Source organism: Dactylosporangium salmoneum, from assembly GCF_039532525.1.
Lineage (GTDB): Bacteria > Actinomycetota > Actinomycetes > Mycobacteriales > Micromonosporaceae > Dactylosporangium > Dactylosporangium salmoneum.
Window position 1 is genome coordinate 31,511 of the sequence record NZ_BAAARV010000012.1, and the last position, 17,208, is coordinate 48,718.

The following is a 17,208-nucleotide window of genomic DNA, read 5'->3' on the forward strand; positions in this document are numbered from 1 at the left end:
GCCGTTTGTTGCTTGGTCCGATAAGCCGGGCGCTGCCGTTTGTTGCTGGCGGCGATAAGTCGGGCGCCGGTGCGCCGCGACTTATCGGACTTATACCCCGCCAGGCGGAACATCCGATATGCCAGCTCCCCGGCCTCGGCATTTCGGACGTTCCGCCTCAACCGGCCCTCCGGCGGCGCTCGGACGGGCCGCGGGGCTCGGTCGGCCCGGATAGATTGGCGTGCATGAGCCCGCAGCTGGAGTTCGTCGCCGACGCGGCGCAGTTCCTGGACGTCACCGCCGAGCTGCTCGCCGCCGACCCGGTCGCCTGCTCGGTCGTCGCCTCCTTCGCCCGCCGGGCGGTGGCCGCGCGGGAGGCCGGCGTCGCGCCGCCGCCCGGGGACTGGTGGCTGGTGGTGCGCGACGAGGGCGACGCCGTGGTCGGGGCCGGGATGCGCACCGCGCCGTTCGAGCCGCGCCCGCCGTACCTGCTGCCGATGCCCGACGAGGCCGCGGTCGCCCTGGCCCGCGCCCTGCACGCGCGGGGCGAGGAGACGCTCGGCGTCAACGGGGCGCTGCCGGCCACCGTCCTGTGCGCGCAGGAGCTGGCCCGCCTCGGCGGCGGGCGGGTCGAGGTGTCCCGGCACACGCGGCTGTTCGAGCTCGGCGAGCTGGCCTGGCCGGCCCCGGCGCCCGGCCGGCTGCGCCATGCCGGGCGGGACGACCTCGACGTGACGGTCGAGTGGTACGCGGCGTTCGGCGGCGACGCCGACGAGCAGGCCGGGCGCCCGCGCGGGTCCTCCGCGCACGAGCTGCCGAGCCGGGACGACATGCTCCGCCGCATCGAGGCCGGGCACGTGTACCTCTGGGTCGACGACCGGGACCGCCCGGTGCACATGCTCGGGGCCACCCCGCCCGCCTTCGGCACGGTGCGCCTCGGCCCGGTGTACACGCCGCCCGCCGAGCGGGGCAACGGCTGGGCCGGCAACGCCGTGGCGCACCTGTCGCACCGCCTGCAGGCGGCGGGCCTGCGGATCTGCCTCTACACCGACCAGGACAACCCCGTCTCGAACAAGATCTACATCGCGCTCGGGTACCGGCCCGTGGTCGACGTCGCCAACCTGCTCATCGCGCGATGACCGCCGACGTCCTGGTGGCCGGGGGCAGCGTGGCCGGGCTGTAGGCGGCCCTGACCCTGGGCCGGGCCCGCCGCCGGGTGGTCCTGGTCGACGACGGCCGCCCGCGCAACGCCCCGGCCCGTCACGTGCACAACTTCCTCGGCCAGCCGGCCCCCGCCCCGGCCGAGCTGCTGGCCGCGGGCCGGGCGATGCTGGCGCCGTACGACATCCGCGTCGTCACCGACCGGGTCGAGCGCATCGAGGCCACCGGCGGCGGGTTCCTCGCGTCCGGGCGCGGCCACGGTGCCACGGTGGGGATCGCCGTGCACGCCGCCCTGCTCGAGGCGGATCTCGCCCGGTGAGCCGGCCGGCCCGTGGCGGACCAGGGGTCGAGGCGCCGAGAGGAGCCGGGCCAAATTCCTGTTTCGCCCATCACATTGGTAGAGAATATTTCTGCCGGACTGTTGATTGAGAAATGGACCGGTGCCTACCGTGTCGGTGTGTCCGTTCAGGGAGTCCAGGCGCTGGTCAGGCGCACGCACGAGGCGCGCGTCCTGCGCGTGCTGCGTGAGCACGGCGCCCTGAGCCGCGGGCAGATCGCCACCGCGGCCGGGCTGTCCCGCACCACGCTGTCCGAGATCACCGGCGACCTGCTCTCCCGCGGCGCCGTGGTTGTGGTCGACACCGACCACCACCGCCGGGCCGGCAGCGGGCGCCCCGCCGAGCTGCTCACCCTCGACCCGTCGTCGGGGCAGTTCCTCGGCGTCGACATCGGCCACACCCGGGTGCGCATCGCCGTCGCCGACGCCGCGCACGACATCATCGCTGCCGGGCACGCCAAGTACGGTCCCGACCTCGACCGCGGGCAGCGGGTCGAGGTCGCCTTCGCCCTCATCGACCGGGTCGCCGCCCGCACCGGGGTCAGCTTCCGGGCACTGCAGGGCGTCGGGGTCGGGGTGGCCGGGCCGTGGCCCGCCGCGCCGGACCTCGCCGGCATGTTCGGGGAGCGGTTCGGCGCGCCGGTCATCGTCGACAACAACACCCGCTTCGCCGGACTGGCCGAGGCCATCACCGACGGGCCCGACGTGCACGACGTGATGTACGTGCGGCTCTCCGACGGCATCGGCGGCGGCCTCGTCGTCGGCGGGCGGCTCGTCGCCGGGGCGGGCGGGGCGGCCGGCGAGTTCGGGCACGTGACCGCGCAGCCGGGCGGGGACCCGTGCCGCTGCGGCAAGCGGGGGTGCCTGGAGACGGTGGCGTCGATCCCGGCGGTACTGCGCAGCTGCGCCCGCCGCGGCCTGGCGCTCGCCACGGTGCAGGAGCTGGAGGCCGCGCTCGGCCGCGGCGCGCCGGTCGCCGCCGAGGTGCTCGACGCGGCGACCGCCGCCGTCGGGCGGGTCGTCGCCGTGGCCGCGCTCGTGCTCAACCCCGCGCAGATCGTGATCGGCGGACGCCTGCCGCGCAGCGCGCCCGCGTTCGTGCGGCGCGTCGAGGAGACCGTCGCCGGCGAGCTGTGTCCCGCCGGCGGCCCGCGCCCGGCCATCCGGGCCGCCCGCCTCGGCGACGGCGACGGCGCCCTCGGCGCCATCGCCGCGCTGTTCCGTCAGACGCCGCTGCTGGACGGCTATCCCGAGCCCGTCCGCTGACCGGTGATACCGCAGATGAGCTCGGACCTTTGCCTTGATGCGTGCTGCCACCGGTACCGTCGCGGCGCCCGGTCCTCGAACACCCCGGATCCTCGCGCTGCCGGCTCGGGGCGCCGGCCGGGACAGGATGCAATGATGGCCGCATGGTCGACGGTCCGGACGTTCTGCCCTCAGCGGACGTCCTCGCCGTGCTCGACGCCGACCAGCAGGGCTGGGCCTTCGCCCGGGCCGTGCGCGCGGCGGGGACCGGCGAGATCGAGGACTTCGAGCTGCTGTACATCAACGAGACCGGCCGCCGCTACCTGGGGCGGGACCGCGCCGAGCTGGTCGGCGGCCACTACCGGCGGCTGTGGCCGGACACCGTCAACGACGCGACCATGCCGCTGTACCGCAAGGTGGTCGAGACCCGCGAGCCGGTGACCCGGACCGTCTACTACGACCGGCCGAGCCTGTCGGGCCACTTCGAGCTGTGGATCGGCCCCAGCGGCGACGGCTTCGCGGTGCGCTTCGTCGACCTGCGCACGGTCACCCTGGGCCCGCAGTCGGCCGGCGGCACCCGCCTCTACGAGGTGCTCGACGCCGCGTTCGACGGCTTCACGCTGCTGCGCGCCGTGCGCGACCCGGACGGCGAGGTGCGCGACTTCGTCTGCGAGTACGTCAACGCCGTCGGCGCCGCGCTGACCGGCCGCCCGGCCGAGGAGACCATCGGCCGCAGCTGGGCCGAGCTGGCCACGGGCCCGGCCGAGCTCGCGCTGGCCGAGCGCTGGACCGAGGTCGTCACCGGCGGGGCGCCGTGGCGCTCGCGGCTGGAGTACCCCGAGACCGACCAGGTCTGGGAGGTCAGCGCGGCCCGGGCCGGCGCCGACTCGGTCGCGGTGTCGTTCCGCGACGTCAGCGGCCAGGCCGCCCAGCAGGAGCGGATCGAGCGGAGCATGGCCCAGGCCCGCCGGGCGGCCGAACGCAACGCGGCCCTGCAGGCGGTCACCGCCGCCCTGGTCGCGGCCAGCACCGCCGCCGACGTGTACGCCGCCATCGGCGCCGTGCTGCGCCCCTCGGCCGGCGGCCAGGGCCTGGCCCTGCTGCTGCGCCAGGGCGAGCACCTGGAGCTCACCTACCACGCCGGCTACGAGCCGCAGGTGGTCGAGCGGCTGCGCACGCTGCCGCTCACCCACCCGTACCCGGCGACCCAGGTGGCCCGCACCGGCCGCGCCCGGTACCTGAGCACGCTGGCCGAGTTCGCCGTCGCCCAGGCCGCCGGCCCCGGCCGGCCCATCCCCAGCGGCGGCCGCCAGGCCTGGGCGTTCCTGCCCCTGGCCACCGCCGGCGACGTGCTCGGCACCCTCGTCATCGGCTACGGCACCCCGCGCGAGTTCGACGAGGGGGAGCGGGCCAACCTGGCCGCCTTCGCCGCCGTGTGCGCCCAGGCCATGCAGCGCGCGCTGTTGTTCGAGGCCCAGCTCAACATCGCCGGCGAGCTGCAGCGGGCCCTCCTGCCGGCCGAGCTGCCCCAGGTCCCCGGGCTGCGCCACGCCGCCCGCTACCTGCCGTGGACCCGCGGCGCCGACGTCGGCGGCGACTGGTACGACGTCATCCCCCTCGGCGGCGACGTGGTCGCGGTCGTCATCGGCGACGTCGTCGGGCACAGCGCCACCGCCGCCGCCGTCATGGGCCAGGTCCGCAACGCCCTGCGCGCCTACGCGGCCGAGCGGCACAGCCCGTCCATGGTCATGCAGCAGGTCAACCGCCTGCTGCTGGACCTGCAGCCCGACGCCGTGGCCACCTGCTGCTACCTCGAGCTGCACCTGTCCGAGGGCACCGCGACCGCGGTCCTGGCCGGCCACCCGCCGCCGGTCCTGCGGGCCGGCTCCCGGGTCGGCACCCTGACCCTGCGCCCCGCCCCGCCGCTCGGCGTCAGCCCCGACGTCGGCTACCCCGAGACCACGTTCCTCGTGCCCGGCGGGGCCAACCTGCTGCTGTACACCGACGGGCTGGTCGAGGACAGGCGCTACCACCTCGACGACGGCCTGGCCGAGCTGCGCGCCGCCGTGCGCGCCGCCCCGTCGACCGACCCCCGCGCCATGCTCGACTACGTCCTGGCCGCCGGCGTCGGCCCGCGCCCGCGCACCGACGACGTCGCGCTGGTCTGCCTGGCCGTCGACGCCCGCCCCGCCCCGGCCGCCGGCGCCCGCCGCAGCGCCCAGCGCCGCTTCCGCGGCGACGCGGTGAGCGCCTCCGCGGCCCGCCGCTTCGCCGCCGACCTGCTCGCCGCCTGGGGCGAGGACGTCCTGGCCGACGACGCCCTGCTGCTGCTCGACGAGGTCATCACCAACGCCATCCAGCACACCGTCGGCGCCGTGGTCGTGCGCCTGGAGCTGCTCCCGGACGCCCTGCGCGTGTCGGTCGCCGACCGCAGCGAGCGCCTGCCCAGCCCCCGCCCGGCCGGCGCGGAGGCCGAGAACGGCCGCGGCCTGCTCATCGTCGCCTCGGTCGCCTCGGCCTGGGGCGTGGACCCCAACCCGGCCGGCGGCAAGGCGGTCTGGTTCGAGCTCCCCCGTCCTGCCTGAGCCTGGCAACCGTTCCGCGACCGGCACCGGTCATGATGGGGGCCATGATGTGGTCCGTCGCCGCCGCGCTCGTGCTCGTGCCCTGCATCTACCTGCTGGGGTCCCTCGCCGGGATCGCCACCTCCGCCCTCGTCGCCGAGGTGCGCCTCAACCGCGAGGTCCGCGACCTGGTCCGCGGCCGCCTCTGACCACCGGCCGGGCCGGGGGACGTGATGCGCCGTGTCGGCACGGACTGCCCCGGCGAGATCACCGGGGTCGACCTGGCCGGCCGGCTCCTCAGCAGGACGAATCAGCCCGCCGCGCGGTAGGCCTCGCCGGCCGGGGTCGGGGTGCTGCCGTCGCGGTACAGCCCGTAGGCCACCGAGTCGCCGACCGCCGGCAGGGAGAACCAGGCGTAGCGCTCGATGTACGACGTGGCCTGCATCTGGGTCGTCGTGCGGGTGATGAACGACGTGATCTGGGCCGTGTTCGGGTACTTCGGCGTCCCCGAGAAGTTGATCAGGCCGTACTCGGTGATCCAGATCGGCAGGTTGTACCGGGCGTGCACCCGCTGGACGTAGCCCAGGAACTGGTTCACCGCGGCGTCGCTGAAGTCGGAGCCGTACCAGTGCAGGGTGATGAAGTCGACCCTGCGGCCCTGCTGGCGCGCGCCGGTCATGAAGCGGTCGAGCCAGCCGCCGGCCGTGTCGCCGCCGTAGGCGACCGCGGGGCTGCCCAGCCGCAGGCCGGTCTGCTCCAGCCTGGGCCACAGCGACAGCGCCTGCTCGACGGTCATGTTGGCCTGGCCGGCCAGGTCCGGCTCGTTGAAGCCGAGCAGGACCGTGCCCTCGCTCTTCGCCTTGGCCAGGGACGCGTCGGTCACCGAGGCGGCGCCCCAGATCATCGGGACGAACTCGGCCGGCGCGGGCATGCTGTCGTTGTTGTTGGACCAGTTGTAGTACCATCCGGCGCCCACGTTGCGCACCGCGTCCGACAGGCCGGTGAAGGCCCAGGTACTGACGCCCTTCTTCGTCGCGGAGGGCGCCGCCGTCCGGCTCGCCGACGCGGTGGGCGTCCCGGCGGGGAGGGCCCACTGCTGGTTCGCCCCGCCGTGGCAGGCCCAGATCTGCAGCCGGGTGCCGTCGGCGGAGCTGTTGCCGCTCGCGTCCAGGCACTTGCCCGACCCGGCGTTGACCAGCTGCCCGCCGGTGGCCGTCCAGCGCTGGGCGCCGGTGCCGTTGCAGTCGTACAGCTGCGCCTTCGCGCCGTCCACAGTGGATCCGCCAGCGACGTCGAGGCACTTGCCGAGCGCCCGGAGGCTGTCGTTCGCCCCGGTGCTCCACTGCTGGGCCGCGGTGCCGTTGCAGGTCCAGAGCTGCACCGCCGTACCGTTGGCGCTGTTGGATCCTGAGACGTCGACGCACTTGCCGCCGAAACCGGTGATCGCGCTGCCGGAGCCGGCGAGCGCACTGTTGAGGCCGACGAGCCCGACCGCCACCACGGCGGCCGCGGCCAGCGCGGCGAAGAGGGTCTTCCTGCGCGACATGCCCACAAACTCGTGCACGCCGCGCAACCCCGTCAACCGGCTCGAACCGACTTAACCCAGGTCTAAGCGAAACTTGAGAGAGCGCTCTCCCGGCGCCCGCGGCACGGCGGGGTTACTCCGGCTGCGACGCAGGAGCAATTGCCGGGGCAGGGGAGCCCGCTGAGACCCGCGCTGAGCTGCGGAAGCCGTCCGGGCTCGCAAACGGGCGGCCCACGGCGGCCGCCGGCCTCGCCTACACTCCACGGCGTGGCGAGCCCGGTGGCCGATGAGCTGGTGTTGTCCCCCGCCCGCGGGCGGCTGGTCCTGTGGGCGCTCCTGCCGCTCCTGGCCGCGGCGGTGGTGGCCGGCTACGCGCTGGCGCTCGACGCCACCGGCACCGGGCTGGTCGTGATCCTCGTGCTCGCCGCGCTCGCGGCCGCGGTGCCGCTCGCCGTGCGCCTGGTCGCGCTGGCCGGGCAGCTCGGCGGTCCCGCGCCGCGGCTGGACCGGGTCGGGGTGCACCTGCGGACGCGGCCCTGGCGGCGCCGGCTGGTGACGCTGCCGTGGGAGGAGATCCCGCTCGCCTGGCTCGGCGGCGGCGGGCGGTGGCTGGGCCTCTCGCCGGATCCGCGCGGCCCGCACGCCGACGACTGGGACCCCGCCGGCACCCGCTGGACCCGCCGCTTCCGGCCCCTCATGGTGCCGGTGCCGCCGTCGGTGCCGGCCGACCGGGTGCGGGCGGCGGTGGCGGCGCTGAGCGGCGGGACGGTCGAGCTGGCCGACCGCGGGCCGGACGCGCCGTCGCTGGACGAGGACCCGGCGGGGGCGCTGCGCGCGTACCGGGCCCGGCGGCCCGGCCCCCGGCTGCGGCTGGCGGCCACCCTGGCCGTCCTGGTCTTCGCCGTGCCGCTGGCCGCCGGCACGGCCGCGCCGTGGAACCAGCCGTGGTGGCCGGGCGCGGCGGTGGCCGGCCGGGCACCGGACGCCTGCGCGGTCTTCGCCGGCGACTTCGGCGCGCTGCTCGGCGTCACCGGGCACGAGCGCACCGAGGCCGGCCCGCGCTATCAGGCGTGCACCTATACGGTGCCGCAGGGCACGCTCACCGTGACCGCCCGGGCCGAGCACACCGTCTTCGGCAGCAGTACCGCCGACGCCGCCGGCCGGGCCCGGGAGCTGGCCGGCGCGCTCGGCGGGGCGGCGCACAAGGTCGACGGCATCGGCGACGCGGCCTGGCTGGCCGGCAACCCGCAGGGCACGACCACGCTCATCGACCGGGCGGTGGTCGCGGTCGTGGCCCGGCGCGCCAACGTCGTGCTGGTCATCGCGTATGGCGGGGAGACGGAACCCGACGCCGCCCAGGACGCCGTGACGGGCGCCGCCCGGGCCACCCTGGCCGCCCTCGATCTCGGCTGACCGCAAGGCCTCCGGGCAGTGAGGAAACCTACGAGTTCGGCCGCCCGGGCCGCATCCCCGGCCGGGCGGTGGTCTCGCTGGACGACTACCGGCGCCGGTACGGGCAGTACAAGGCCCGCGACGCGCTGCTGGCACTGCACGCCCGCCACCCCGTGTACGTCATTCCCGACGACCACGAGCCACGCTGCCGCGGCGCCTGGAGCGGGCCGGCTTCACCAACGTGCGGGTCACGACGAAGGCGAACCGCGTCAAGTTCTTCGCCGAGGCGCCCGGACGCATGGAATAACGGGTTGCGCGGCGACGCTAGGGTTGGCGTAGACACCAACTCGAGTGGAGGGAGCCGGCCGTGCAGTACCGCACCGCTGTCGTCGTTCCCCGCTCGCAGCACGAGGTGATCCGCGTGTCTTCGTTCCTCCCGGTGCCCGCTCGCGCGGCGGCACTGGGGCGTCCCGCGCTGGGCTAGCAACGGCCCCGCGGGGCGAATCGCGCTGTCCTGTCCAAGTGACGAGCCCGAAGGGGCAACAGTGCGCAAGGAACTCGACCGCGTCCGCAACATCGGCATTCTCGCCCACGTGGACGCGGGCAAGACCACGACCACCGAGCGGATCCTGTTCGCCACCGGAGCCACCTACAAGCAGGGCGAGGTCCACGACGGCACCACCGTCACCGACTTCGACGCCCAGGAGCGCGACCGCGGCATCACCATCTTCGCCGCCGCGGTCAGCGTCGAATGGGACGGGCACCGGGTCAACCTGATCGACACGCCCGGCCACGTCGACTTCGCCGACGAGGTCGAGCGGTCGCTGCGCGTGCTCGACGGCGCGGTCGCCGTCTTCGACGGCGTCGCCGGCGTCGAGCCGCAGAGCGAGTCGGTCTGGCGGCAGGCGGACCGCTACGGCGTACCGCGGATCGCCTTCGTCAACAAGCTCGACCGGGCGGGCGCGGACTTCGCCGCCGCCGTGGCCTCGATCCGCGACCGGCTCGGCGTGACGCCGATCGCGATCCAGGCCCCGATCGGCGCCGAGTCCGGCTTCGCGGGCATGGCCGATCTGACGGCCGATCCCGGCGCGTCCCTCGTCGAGCAAGTGGCCGAGCTGCACAGCGGGGCATTGGAGGAATACGTTGAGACCGGCACGCTCACACCGGCATCGCTGCGCAAGGCGCTGCGGGAGCTGACGCTCAGCGGCGCCGCCGTCGTCGTGCTCGGCGGGTCGGCGTACCGGAACAAGGGCATCGAGGAGCTGCTCGACGCGGTGGTGGCGTACCTGCCCTCGCCGCTGGACAAGCCCCCGGTCACCGACGCGCCGCTGGCCGCCCTGGTCTTCAAGGTGCAGGCGGCCGCGACCGGGCGCCTGACGTTCCTGCGGATGTACTCGGGCACGCTGCGCAAGGGCACGGAGGTGTACGAGCCCGGCGCGGGCGAGACCGAACGGGTCTCGCGCATCCTGCAGGTGCAGGCCGACCGGCACACCGACGTGCCCGAGGCCGTCGCGGGCGACATCGTCGCCATCGTCGGGCTCAAGCACGCCCGCGTCGGCGAGACGCTGTGCGACCCGCGGCACCCGGTGGTGCTCGAGCCGCCGTCCACGGCGACGCCCGTCGTCTCCGTGGCGGTGGAGGCGCGCAACCGGGCCGACGCCGGCAAGCTGGCCACGGCCCTGGCCCGGCTGGTCGAGGAGGACCCGTCGCTGGTCGTGCACAGCGACGCCGAGACCGGCCAGACGGTGCTCAGCGGCATGGGCGAGCTGCACCTGGAGGTGGCGGTGGAGAAGATGCGCCAGACCGGCAACGGCCTGGCCATCGCCGTCGGCCGCCCGCAGGTCGCCTACCGCGAGACCATCGTGCGCGGCGTCAGCGGGCTGCTCTTCCGCCTGGTCCACCAGAACGGCGGTCAGGGCCTCTTCGCCCACGTCCAGATCGACGTGTCCCCTGTGGACGGTGAGGAGCTGGTGTTCGAGTCCACTGTGGTCGGTGGGCACGTGGCCAAGGAGTTCGTCCGGGCGGTCGAGGCCGGCTGCCGCGACGCCCTCGCGGCCGGGCCGATCGGCGGCCACCCGGTCACCGGCGTGCGGGTGACGCTCACCGACGGCAGGATGCACGAGAAGGACAGCTCCGAGCTGGCCTTCCGGCTCGCCGGCCGGGAGGCGCTCCAGCAGGCGTTCAAGGAGTCCGAGATGGTACTGCTGGAGCCCGTGGTGGAGGCGACCGTGACCGTCCCCGACGACATGGTCGGCGGCGTCCTCGGCGACCTCGCGGCGCGCCGCGGCCGGGTCACCGGCTCCACCGCCCGGTCCGGCACGGTCGTCGTCACCGCGGTCGTGCCGCTGGCCGAGCTGTTCGGCTACGCGACGCGGCTGCGCAGCCGGACCCAGGGCCGGGGCACGTTCACGACCAGCCCGGCCGGCTACGCGCCGGTGCCCTCGGGGGCCGTCGTGCGATAGACCACACCTGTTTCGAACCCGACAGCACGGGTAACCGCTCGCTTCCGTCGGCTATGGTTGAGGGTTTGAGGGAGGTTGCCCGTGCTGCTCGCCGTGCTGGACGTCGGTTCGAACTCCGCGCACCTGCAGATCGTCGATGCCCACCACCGGCGCCCGCCGGCGCCGGTCTTCCGCCTCAAGGCGCCCACCCACCTGGCCGAGTCGGTGACGCCCGACGGCGCGCTGAGCCCCGACGGCGTGGAGCGCGTCGTGGCGGCGGTGACGCGGACCGTCGAGGCCTACCGCCGCCGCCCGGCCGCCGATCTCATTCCCCTGGCGACCGCGACGATCCGCGACGCCACCAACAACGCCGAGATCCGCCGCCGGGTGCGCGAGGCGACCGGCGTCGAGCTGCACTCGTTCAGCGGCGAGGACGAGGCCCGGCTCACCTATCTGGCCGTGCGCCGCTGGCTGCCGCGCCCCGAATCGCTGCTGCTGCTCGACATCGGCGGCATGTCGATGGAGCTCGCGGCCGGCGCCGGCGATCGGCCGGACCTGGCGGTGTCGCTGCCCCTCGGCGCGGGTTTCCTCACCCGGCGCTACCTCCCGGAGCACCCCGCACCCCGCGCCGCCGTCGACCGGCTCCGCCGGCACGTGCGCACCGCCGTGACCCCGCTCGCCGGGCGGCTCGGCGGCCCGCACCGCGTGTTCGGCACCTCCAAGACGTTCAAGCAGCTGGCCCGGGTCACCGGCGAGGACACCGTGCTCTCGCGCCGGCAGCTGCGCCGCTGGCTGCCCCGCCTGGCCGCGATGACCCCGGTCGAGCGGGCCGCCCTCCCCGGCGTCGCGGCCGCCCGCGCCCGCCAGCTCCTGGCCGGCGCCGTGATCGCGTTGACCGTCATGGAGGAGCTCGACCTGCCCGCGCTGGAGGTCTGCCCGTGGGCGCTGCGGGAGGGCCTGCTGCTGCGGCGGTACCACGAGCTGCGCGGCTGAACGCACCGGTTCCCGGCCGCGGCGCGCGGTACGTTTTGGCCCGCATGGGAACTCGGGACGGAACCGTGGCGCTGGTGACCGGCGCCTCCAGCGGCATCGGCGAGGCGGCCGCGCTGGCCCTGGCCGAGCGGGGCGCCGCCGTGGCGCTGGCCGCCCGCCGCACCGGCCGCCTCGACGACTTGGCCGGGCGCATCGCGTCCGCGGGCGGCCGCGCGCTGGTCGTGGCCACCGACGTGACCGACCGCGAGCAGGCCGAGGCGGCCGTGGCCCGCACGGTGCAGGAGCTCGGCCGCCTCGACTGAGGGACGGGCCAGCCGGCGCTCCGCCAGCTCCTGCGGCCCGGCGGACCGGCAGCATCGCGGTCCAGCTGGCCGTGGCCCGCGGCGCCTTTCACCCCGATGCTACGCAGGGTGGGATCGGCGGCCCGGTGCGCGGCCTGGCGGCTTTCGCCACGGGCGGGCGGCTTTTGTCGCGGCCGGACGGGTAGCTGACGCGCACCATGGACACCTGCGGGGGAAGGAATCCACGATGACGATGGTGACGGAGCGCAACACCGCACTTCGTTCGATGCACGACGCGGGCCTCGCCGCCTGGTTCGGCGGCTCGCTGATGGGCGCGATCGGGCTGAACGGCGCCGCGGCCAAGGCGCCGGAGCAACGTGAGCGGCTGCAGATCTCGTCCGCCGGCTGGGACCGCTGGGCGCCGGTCAACCTCGCGGCGATCGGCACCCACCTGGTCGGCGCCGCCGGGCTGCTGGCCGACAACAAGTCTCGCCTGACCGGCCAGCGCGGGGTGGCGGCGATGAGCGCGGCGAAGGCGTCCCTCACCGCGGCGGCGCTCGCGGCGACCGCGTACAGCCGCCGCGTCGGCCACCAGCTGGAGCGGGAGCAGGATCGGGGGCAGGACCTGCCGACGGTCGGCGTGACCGAGCCCGCCGCCACCACGCCGGCGCCGGTGCGCGCGGCGCAGCGCCGCCAGCGGGTGGCGCAGTGGGCCGTGCCGGCGCTGACCGGCGCGCTCATCGCCGTCTCGGCGTTCGCCGGCGAGCAGCAGCGGCCCCGTTCGGTCGTGCGCGGCGTCGCCGGCCGGCTCCGGGAGGCGATCCTGCCCCGCTGAGCCGGGTCCGGGCGGTGCCGCGCCGTGCGGCACCTCACCAGGAAAGCCGTGCGGCACCTCACCAGGAAAACGGATGCGGCTCCGATCGGCTAACCGGAGCCGCATCCGATAGTCCCGGTGGACCCGATCATGAAAGCGTGCATCGCCGCGACGTTCGAGCCGGGCAAGGAGGCCGCACTGCACCGGCCGGGCGTGCGCCGGGGCGTCGCGGCCTACGCCGTCGACCCGGACCGCGCCGCGCGGCTGTGGGAACTCTCGGCCGGCTTGCTGGGCTAGCCGCGCTGGACCGCGTTGCGGGGCAGGTGGAGCTTGCCCTCGGAGTCGACCTTCTTGTCGAACGGCATGGCCGGGTCGTCGACCTCGCCGCCGAGGCCGTACGGGGTGTACACGCCGCGCGCCGAACCGTTGGGGCGGTCCTCCTCGTCGATGACGGAGGCGCCGTCGCCGCCGGGCGTGCCGGTCGTGCCCATGGTGGCGTTCTCTTCACTCATACTCTGGCCTTACCCACCCGGCGGCGTCTCACCCCTTGCGCGCGACCGCGCCCCAGACGGCGACCTCGTCGAAGGCCGGGCGGGGCTCGGGCTCCCCGGCGGCCCGCCACTCGGCGACCGAGACGATGCCGGGCTCCAGCACGTCGAGGCCGTCGAGGAAGCGGGCGAACTCGGCCCGGTCGCGCAGCTTGCCCGGGCCGTGCCGGCCGGCCTGGATCTGGGCGGCCAGCTCGGGGGCGAGGCCGTCGGTGGTGGCGTGCGACATGACCAGGAAGCTGCCGGGGGCAAGGGTGCCCAGCAGCTTCCCCACGATGTCGTACGGCCGGTCGGAGTCGGGCAGGAAGTGCACGACGGCCACCAGCATCAGGGCCACGGGCCGGGACAGGTCCAGCGTCGCGCGCAGCGCCGGGTCGGCCAGGATCGCGTCGGGGTCGCGCAGGTCGGCGTCGACGTAGGCGGTGGCACCTTCCGGCGCGCTGGTCAGCAGCGCCCGGGCGTGGGCCAGCACGATCGGGTCGTTGTCGACGTACACCACCCGCGCGCCGGCGTCGGTGCGCTGGGCCACCTCGTGCAGGTTCGGGCTGGTGGGGATGCCGGTGCCGATGTCGAGGTACTGCCGGATCCCGTGCTCCTGGGCGAGCACCCGCACCGCCCGGCGCAGGAACGCCCGGTTCTCCACCACGGCGGTGCGGATCGCCGGGAACGCCGCGGCGATGGCGTCGCCGGACTCGCGGTCGGCGGCGAAGTTGTCCTTGCCGCCGAGCCAGTAGTCGTAGCGCCGGGCCGGGTGGGCCACGCTCGTGTCCACCCGATCGGTCCAGTCCGAGGTTCCCGCCACCGCAGTCTCCGTCCGTGTCGGCCGGCCGTCGTTCGTGCCGGCCTGGATGATAGTCCGCGCTACCCGGGCAGCCGTGCGGCGAGGCCGGTGAGTACGAAGCCCAGGCCGTGCTCGAAGTCGGCGTCCGGGTCGGCCGGCAGCAGGATCTGCGACGCGGCCAGGGCCGACAGGGGGTACTTCGCGGCGTCGAAGGTCTCGGCCAGGCGCTCCGGGCGGTACGGGTTGCCGTCGTCGTACCCGGCGCCGAGCCGCGCCTGCTCCTCGATCGTGTAGCCGACGGTGTAGTGCAGCATGGCGGCGAAGCCCCGGGCGGCGTCGGGCAGCGCGAATCCGGCGTCGAGCAGGGTGCGCAGGGTCAGCTCCATGGCCCGCGGCAGGTCCGGGCCGGTCAGGTTCGTGCCGGCGAAGACGCGGGCGCCGTCGCGGTAGCGCAGCAGGACCTTCCGAAGGGTGCGGGCCCGCCCGGCCAGCCAGTCGGACCAGCTCACGCGGCGTTGCGGCGCCTCGAGGCCGTCCATCGCCTCGGCGAACATCACCCCGGCCATGGCGTCGAGCAGGTGCTGCTTGTTCTTGACGTGCCAGTACAGCGTCGGCGCGCGCACCCCGAGCCGGTCGGCGACCAGCCGCATGGTGAGCCCGTCGAGCCCGGTCTCGGCGAGCAGTTCGAGCCCGGTCCGGGCGATCGCGTCGGGTGTGATGGCCACGGCTTGACACTCTAACAGGGTTAGAGCCATCCTGAACGCCGTTAGAGCGCCTCTAACAACGTTAGAGAGATGGGGGACGGACATGGAGCAGACCCAGGTGGTCGTCGCCGGCGGCGGCCCGACCGGCCTGATGCTGGCGTGCGAGTTGCGGCTGGCCGGGCTCGACGTGGTGGTCCTGGACGCGGCGGCGGGCCGCAGCGGCGAGTCGCGGGCGGGTGGCCTGCACGCGCGCAGCCTGGAGATCCTCGAGCACCGCGGGATCGCCGAGCGGTTCCTGGCCCGCGGCCGCCGGGTGCCGGCGGCCCACTTCGCCGGCATCTGGCTGGAGCTGTCGGGGCTCGGCACGCGGTACACCTTCGTGTTGGGTCTCGTGCAGGCCCGCGTCGAGGAGCTGCTGGAGGAGCGGGCCGCCGAGCTCGGCGCCCGGGTGCGCTGGTCGTCCCCGGTCACCGGCCTCACCCAGACGGCCTCGCACGCCGAGGTCACCACGGCCGGCGGCGAGGTGATCCGGGCGCAGTACGTCGTGGGCTGCGACGGCGGCCGCAGCACCATCCGCCGCCTGGCCGGCATCGCGTTTGAGGGCACCGACGCGACGCTGAGCTCGATGCTGGCCGACGTCGAGCTGGCCGACCCGCCGGCTGGCCCGATCTTCCAGCGGCGCACCCCGCTCGGCGACTTCACCGTGCTGCCGCTGCAGCCCGGCTCCCACCGGCTGATGGTCAACCAGTACGACCGGGTCGCGCCCCGCGACGCGGTCCTCGACTTCGCCGGCTTCCGGGAGGCGTTCGTCGCGATCAGCGGGCGCGACTTCGGCATGCACAGCCCGCGCTGGGTGTCGCGCTACAACGACGCGGCCCGCCTCGCCGCCGCCTACCGCGCCGGCCGGGTGCTGCTGGCCGGCGACGCCGCGCACATCCACTGGCCGGCCGGCGGCCAGGGCCTCAACACCGGCCTGCAGGACGCCGCGAACCTGGGCTGGAAGCTCGGCCTCGTGGCGCGCGGCCTGGCCGGCGACGCGCTGCTGGACACCTACGAGGCCGAACGGCGCCCGGTCGCGGCCCGGGTGCTGGACAACACCCGGGCGCAGACCGCGCTGTCCCGGCCGGGCGCCCAGGTCGACGCCCTGCGCGCCACGATGTCCGGGCTGCTGAGCGTCGAGGACGCCAACCGCCGCCTGGCCGAGATGATCGTCGGCCTGGACCAGGGCGAGCGGGCGGCCGACGTCGCGCTGGCAACCGCCGGACCGATGCTCTTCGGTACCGCGGAAAGCCTCGCCACCGCCGAGCCCTGGTCCGACCGCGTCGACCTGGCGCCCGCCGGCGGCCGCGAGCGGCTGATCCGCCCCGATGGCTACGTCGCCTGGTCCGGCGGCGAAGGGTTGCGCGAGGCGCTGGCGTCCTGGTTCGGCCCCGCCTCCAGCAGCGCCTTGAGCCGGGCGTAGCTGCGCGGCGCGGCCCGGGCGGCCATCCGCCGCACCAGCGGCACCAGCAGGTCGCCCGCGCCGCGCCCCTCGAAGTCCAGCCGGAACGTGACCCGCGACCGCGCCCCGCCGTCGAGCGGCTCCACGGTCACGGTGGCGGCGGGCCGCACCGCCCCGGCGACCGCCCGGGCCGCCCACCGGTGCGGCGGGGAATCCTCGGTGACCTCCTGCAGCATGCCCTGATCCACCCCGGCGACGCGGCGCACCGTGGTGAACCGCCCGCCGCCGTGCACCTCGACCCGGCGCACGTCGGCCTGCCAGACATCGCGCCGCTGCTGGACCGCTCGGTGGCCGCGACCCGCCAGCTGGCCAGCCGGGGCCGCCGCCGGGCCCGCGAGGCGCCGGTCCCCGACCCCGACCTCGCCCGGCAGCGACGGGCCATGGCCGCGTTCCTGGCCGCCGCCCGCGACGGCGACCTGGCCGCGCTCGTCGCGCTGCTCGACCCGGACGTGCGCCTCGACGCCGACACGCCCGAGGGCCGCCGCACCCTGCGGGGCGCGGCGGCGGTCGGGCGCGAGGCCATGCTCTTCCTCGCCGGCGACGCCCGCCGCACCCAGCTCGACTGGACCCGCATCGCCCGCGAGACGGTCGGCAACCTGCGCGCCAACCTGGCCCGCCACCCCGCCGACCCGCGCCTGCGCGAGCTCATCGACGAGCTGCGCCGCGACAGCCCCGAGTTCGCCACCTGGTGGCACGACCAGACCGTCCACGAGCGAAGCCACGGCCGCAAGCGCCTCTGGCACCCGGCCGCGGGCGAGCTGACCGTCTGTTACGACGCCCTGGGCACGCGGGACGGCTCCGACCAGTACCTCTTCACCGTCACCCCGGCCACCGAGCCCGACGCCGAGAAGCTGCGCACCATCCTGGCCGCCCACACCGGCACCCTTCGCAGCGTCTCCTGACGCGAACTCCGCCGTTCGGTCACGCGATCTGCACGGACGG

The 17,208-nt window shown here is 75.4% G+C and carries 19 protein-coding genes; 14 read left to right on the plus strand and 5 right to left on the minus strand.

The window, feature by feature from the left end; translation table 11 throughout:
- Positions 1-224: 224 nt before the first annotated feature.
- The 5 genes from ABD352_RS06505 (at position 225) to ABD352_RS06525 (ending at position 5,495) form a co-directional block, all read left to right on the plus strand.
- Positions 225-1,118 carry a GNAT family N-acetyltransferase gene (locus ABD352_RS06505; protein WP_344611293.1) on the plus strand — a complete coding sequence of 298 codons (894 nt, stop codon included), beginning with the start codon at positions 225-227 and terminating at the stop codon, positions 1,116-1,118.
- 77 nt (positions 1,119-1,195) lie between these two features.
- Positions 1,196-1,459 (plus strand): hypothetical protein, encoded by a 264-nt coding sequence (locus tag ABD352_RS06510; protein ID WP_344611294.1) that lies wholly within the window; start codon positions 1,196-1,198, stop codon positions 1,457-1,459.
- A gap of 138 nt (positions 1,460-1,597) precedes the next feature.
- A complete protein-coding gene (locus ABD352_RS06515) occupies positions 1,598-2,743 on the plus strand; it encodes an ROK family transcriptional regulator (protein ID WP_344611295.1) in 1,146 nt (381 codons plus the stop codon).
- Between the two features lie 143 nt (positions 2,744-2,886).
- On the plus strand, positions 2,887-5,307 hold the full coding sequence (locus ABD352_RS06520; RefSeq protein ID WP_344611296.1) for a SpoIIE family protein phosphatase: 2,421 nt from the start codon (positions 2,887-2,889) through the stop codon (positions 5,305-5,307).
- A gap of 44 nt (positions 5,308-5,351) precedes the next feature.
- On the plus strand, positions 5,352-5,495 hold the full coding sequence (locus tag ABD352_RS06525) for a hypothetical protein (RefSeq protein WP_344611297.1): 144 nt from the start codon (positions 5,352-5,354) through the stop codon (positions 5,493-5,495).
- A gap of 101 nt (positions 5,496-5,596) precedes the next feature.
- Here the strand turns inward: ABD352_RS06525 and ABD352_RS06530 are convergent, their stop codons facing one another.
- On the minus strand, positions 5,597-6,850 hold the full coding sequence (locus tag ABD352_RS06530) for a glycoside hydrolase family protein (RefSeq protein WP_344611298.1): 1,254 nt from the start codon (positions 6,848-6,850) through the stop codon (positions 5,597-5,599).
- A 228-nt stretch (positions 6,851-7,078) separates the two neighbouring features.
- Between ABD352_RS06530 and ABD352_RS06535 the strand changes: the two genes are divergently transcribed.
- The 7 genes from ABD352_RS06535 (at position 7,079) to ABD352_RS06565 (ending at position 13,029) form a co-directional block, all read left to right on the plus strand.
- Positions 7,079-8,224, plus strand: a complete 1,146-nt coding sequence (locus ABD352_RS06535; protein ID WP_344611299.1) for a hypothetical protein — start codon at positions 7,079-7,081, stop codon at positions 8,222-8,224.
- Between the two features lie 68 nt (positions 8,225-8,292).
- Complete coding sequence (locus ABD352_RS06540; RefSeq protein WP_344611300.1) at positions 8,293-8,619, plus strand: alkaline phosphatase D family protein; 327 nt, start codon at positions 8,293-8,295, stop codon at positions 8,617-8,619.
- Between the two features lie 129 nt (positions 8,620-8,748).
- Positions 8,749-10,665 carry an elongation factor G gene (locus tag ABD352_RS06545; protein WP_344611301.1) on the plus strand — a complete coding sequence of 639 codons (1,917 nt, stop codon included), beginning with the start codon at positions 8,749-8,751 and terminating at the stop codon, positions 10,663-10,665.
- Positions 10,666-10,746: 81 nt separating this feature from the next.
- Positions 10,747-11,637: a Ppx/GppA phosphatase family protein gene (locus ABD352_RS06550; RefSeq protein WP_344611302.1), complete on the plus strand. Its 891-nt coding sequence runs from the start codon at positions 10,747-10,749 to the stop codon at positions 11,635-11,637.
- 44 nt (positions 11,638-11,681) lie between these two features.
- Positions 11,682-11,939: an SDR family NAD(P)-dependent oxidoreductase gene (locus ABD352_RS06555; protein ID WP_344611303.1), complete on the plus strand. Its 258-nt coding sequence runs from the start codon at positions 11,682-11,684 to the stop codon at positions 11,937-11,939.
- A 226-nt stretch (positions 11,940-12,165) separates the two neighbouring features.
- On the plus strand, positions 12,166-12,753 hold the full coding sequence (locus tag ABD352_RS06560; RefSeq protein WP_344611304.1) for a hypothetical protein: 588 nt from the start codon (positions 12,166-12,168) through the stop codon (positions 12,751-12,753).
- A 129-nt stretch (positions 12,754-12,882) separates the two neighbouring features.
- On the plus strand, positions 12,883-13,029 hold the full coding sequence (locus ABD352_RS06565) for a hypothetical protein (protein WP_344611305.1): 147 nt from the start codon (positions 12,883-12,885) through the stop codon (positions 13,027-13,029).
- Here the strand turns inward: ABD352_RS06565 and ABD352_RS06570 are convergent.
- From ABD352_RS06570 to ABD352_RS06580, 3 genes are read right to left on the minus strand one after another with little or no spacing between them, the layout of a single operon-like run.
- Positions 13,026-13,244 carry a hypothetical protein gene (locus tag ABD352_RS06570; protein WP_344611306.1) on the minus strand — a complete coding sequence of 73 codons (219 nt, stop codon included), beginning with the start codon at positions 13,242-13,244 and terminating at the stop codon, positions 13,026-13,028. The genes ABD352_RS06565 and ABD352_RS06570 overlap by 4 nt on opposite strands.
- Before the next feature lie 28 nt (positions 13,245-13,272).
- The gene (locus tag ABD352_RS06575) at positions 13,273-14,082 is read right to left on the minus strand and encodes an SAM-dependent methyltransferase (protein WP_344611307.1); all 810 of its coding nucleotides are present in this window, start codon (positions 14,080-14,082) and stop codon (positions 13,273-13,275) included.
- A 59-nt stretch (positions 14,083-14,141) separates the two neighbouring features.
- Positions 14,142-14,786: a TetR/AcrR family transcriptional regulator C-terminal domain-containing protein gene (locus ABD352_RS06580; RefSeq protein WP_344611308.1), complete on the minus strand. Its 645-nt coding sequence runs from the start codon at positions 14,784-14,786 to the stop codon at positions 14,142-14,144.
- 82 nt (positions 14,787-14,868) lie between these two features.
- Between ABD352_RS06580 and ABD352_RS06585 the strand changes: the two genes are divergently transcribed.
- Complete coding sequence (locus ABD352_RS06585; protein WP_344611309.1) at positions 14,869-16,227, plus strand: FAD-dependent monooxygenase; 1,359 nt, start codon at positions 14,869-14,871, stop codon at positions 16,225-16,227.
- On the opposite strand, the gene ABD352_RS06590 is transcribed toward ABD352_RS06585, so the two are convergent.
- Positions 16,137-16,514 (minus strand): SRPBCC family protein, encoded by a 378-nt coding sequence (locus ABD352_RS06590; protein ID WP_344611310.1) that lies wholly within the window; start codon positions 16,512-16,514, stop codon positions 16,137-16,139. The genes ABD352_RS06585 and ABD352_RS06590 overlap by 91 nt on opposite strands.
- On the opposite strand from ABD352_RS06590, the gene ABD352_RS06595 reads away from it, so the two are divergent.
- A complete protein-coding gene (locus tag ABD352_RS06595; RefSeq protein WP_344611311.1) occupies positions 16,494-17,168 on the plus strand; it encodes an MmyB family transcriptional regulator in 675 nt (224 codons plus the stop codon). The genes ABD352_RS06590 and ABD352_RS06595 overlap by 21 nt on opposite strands.
- The last annotated feature ends 40 nt before the right edge of the window (positions 17,169-17,208 follow it).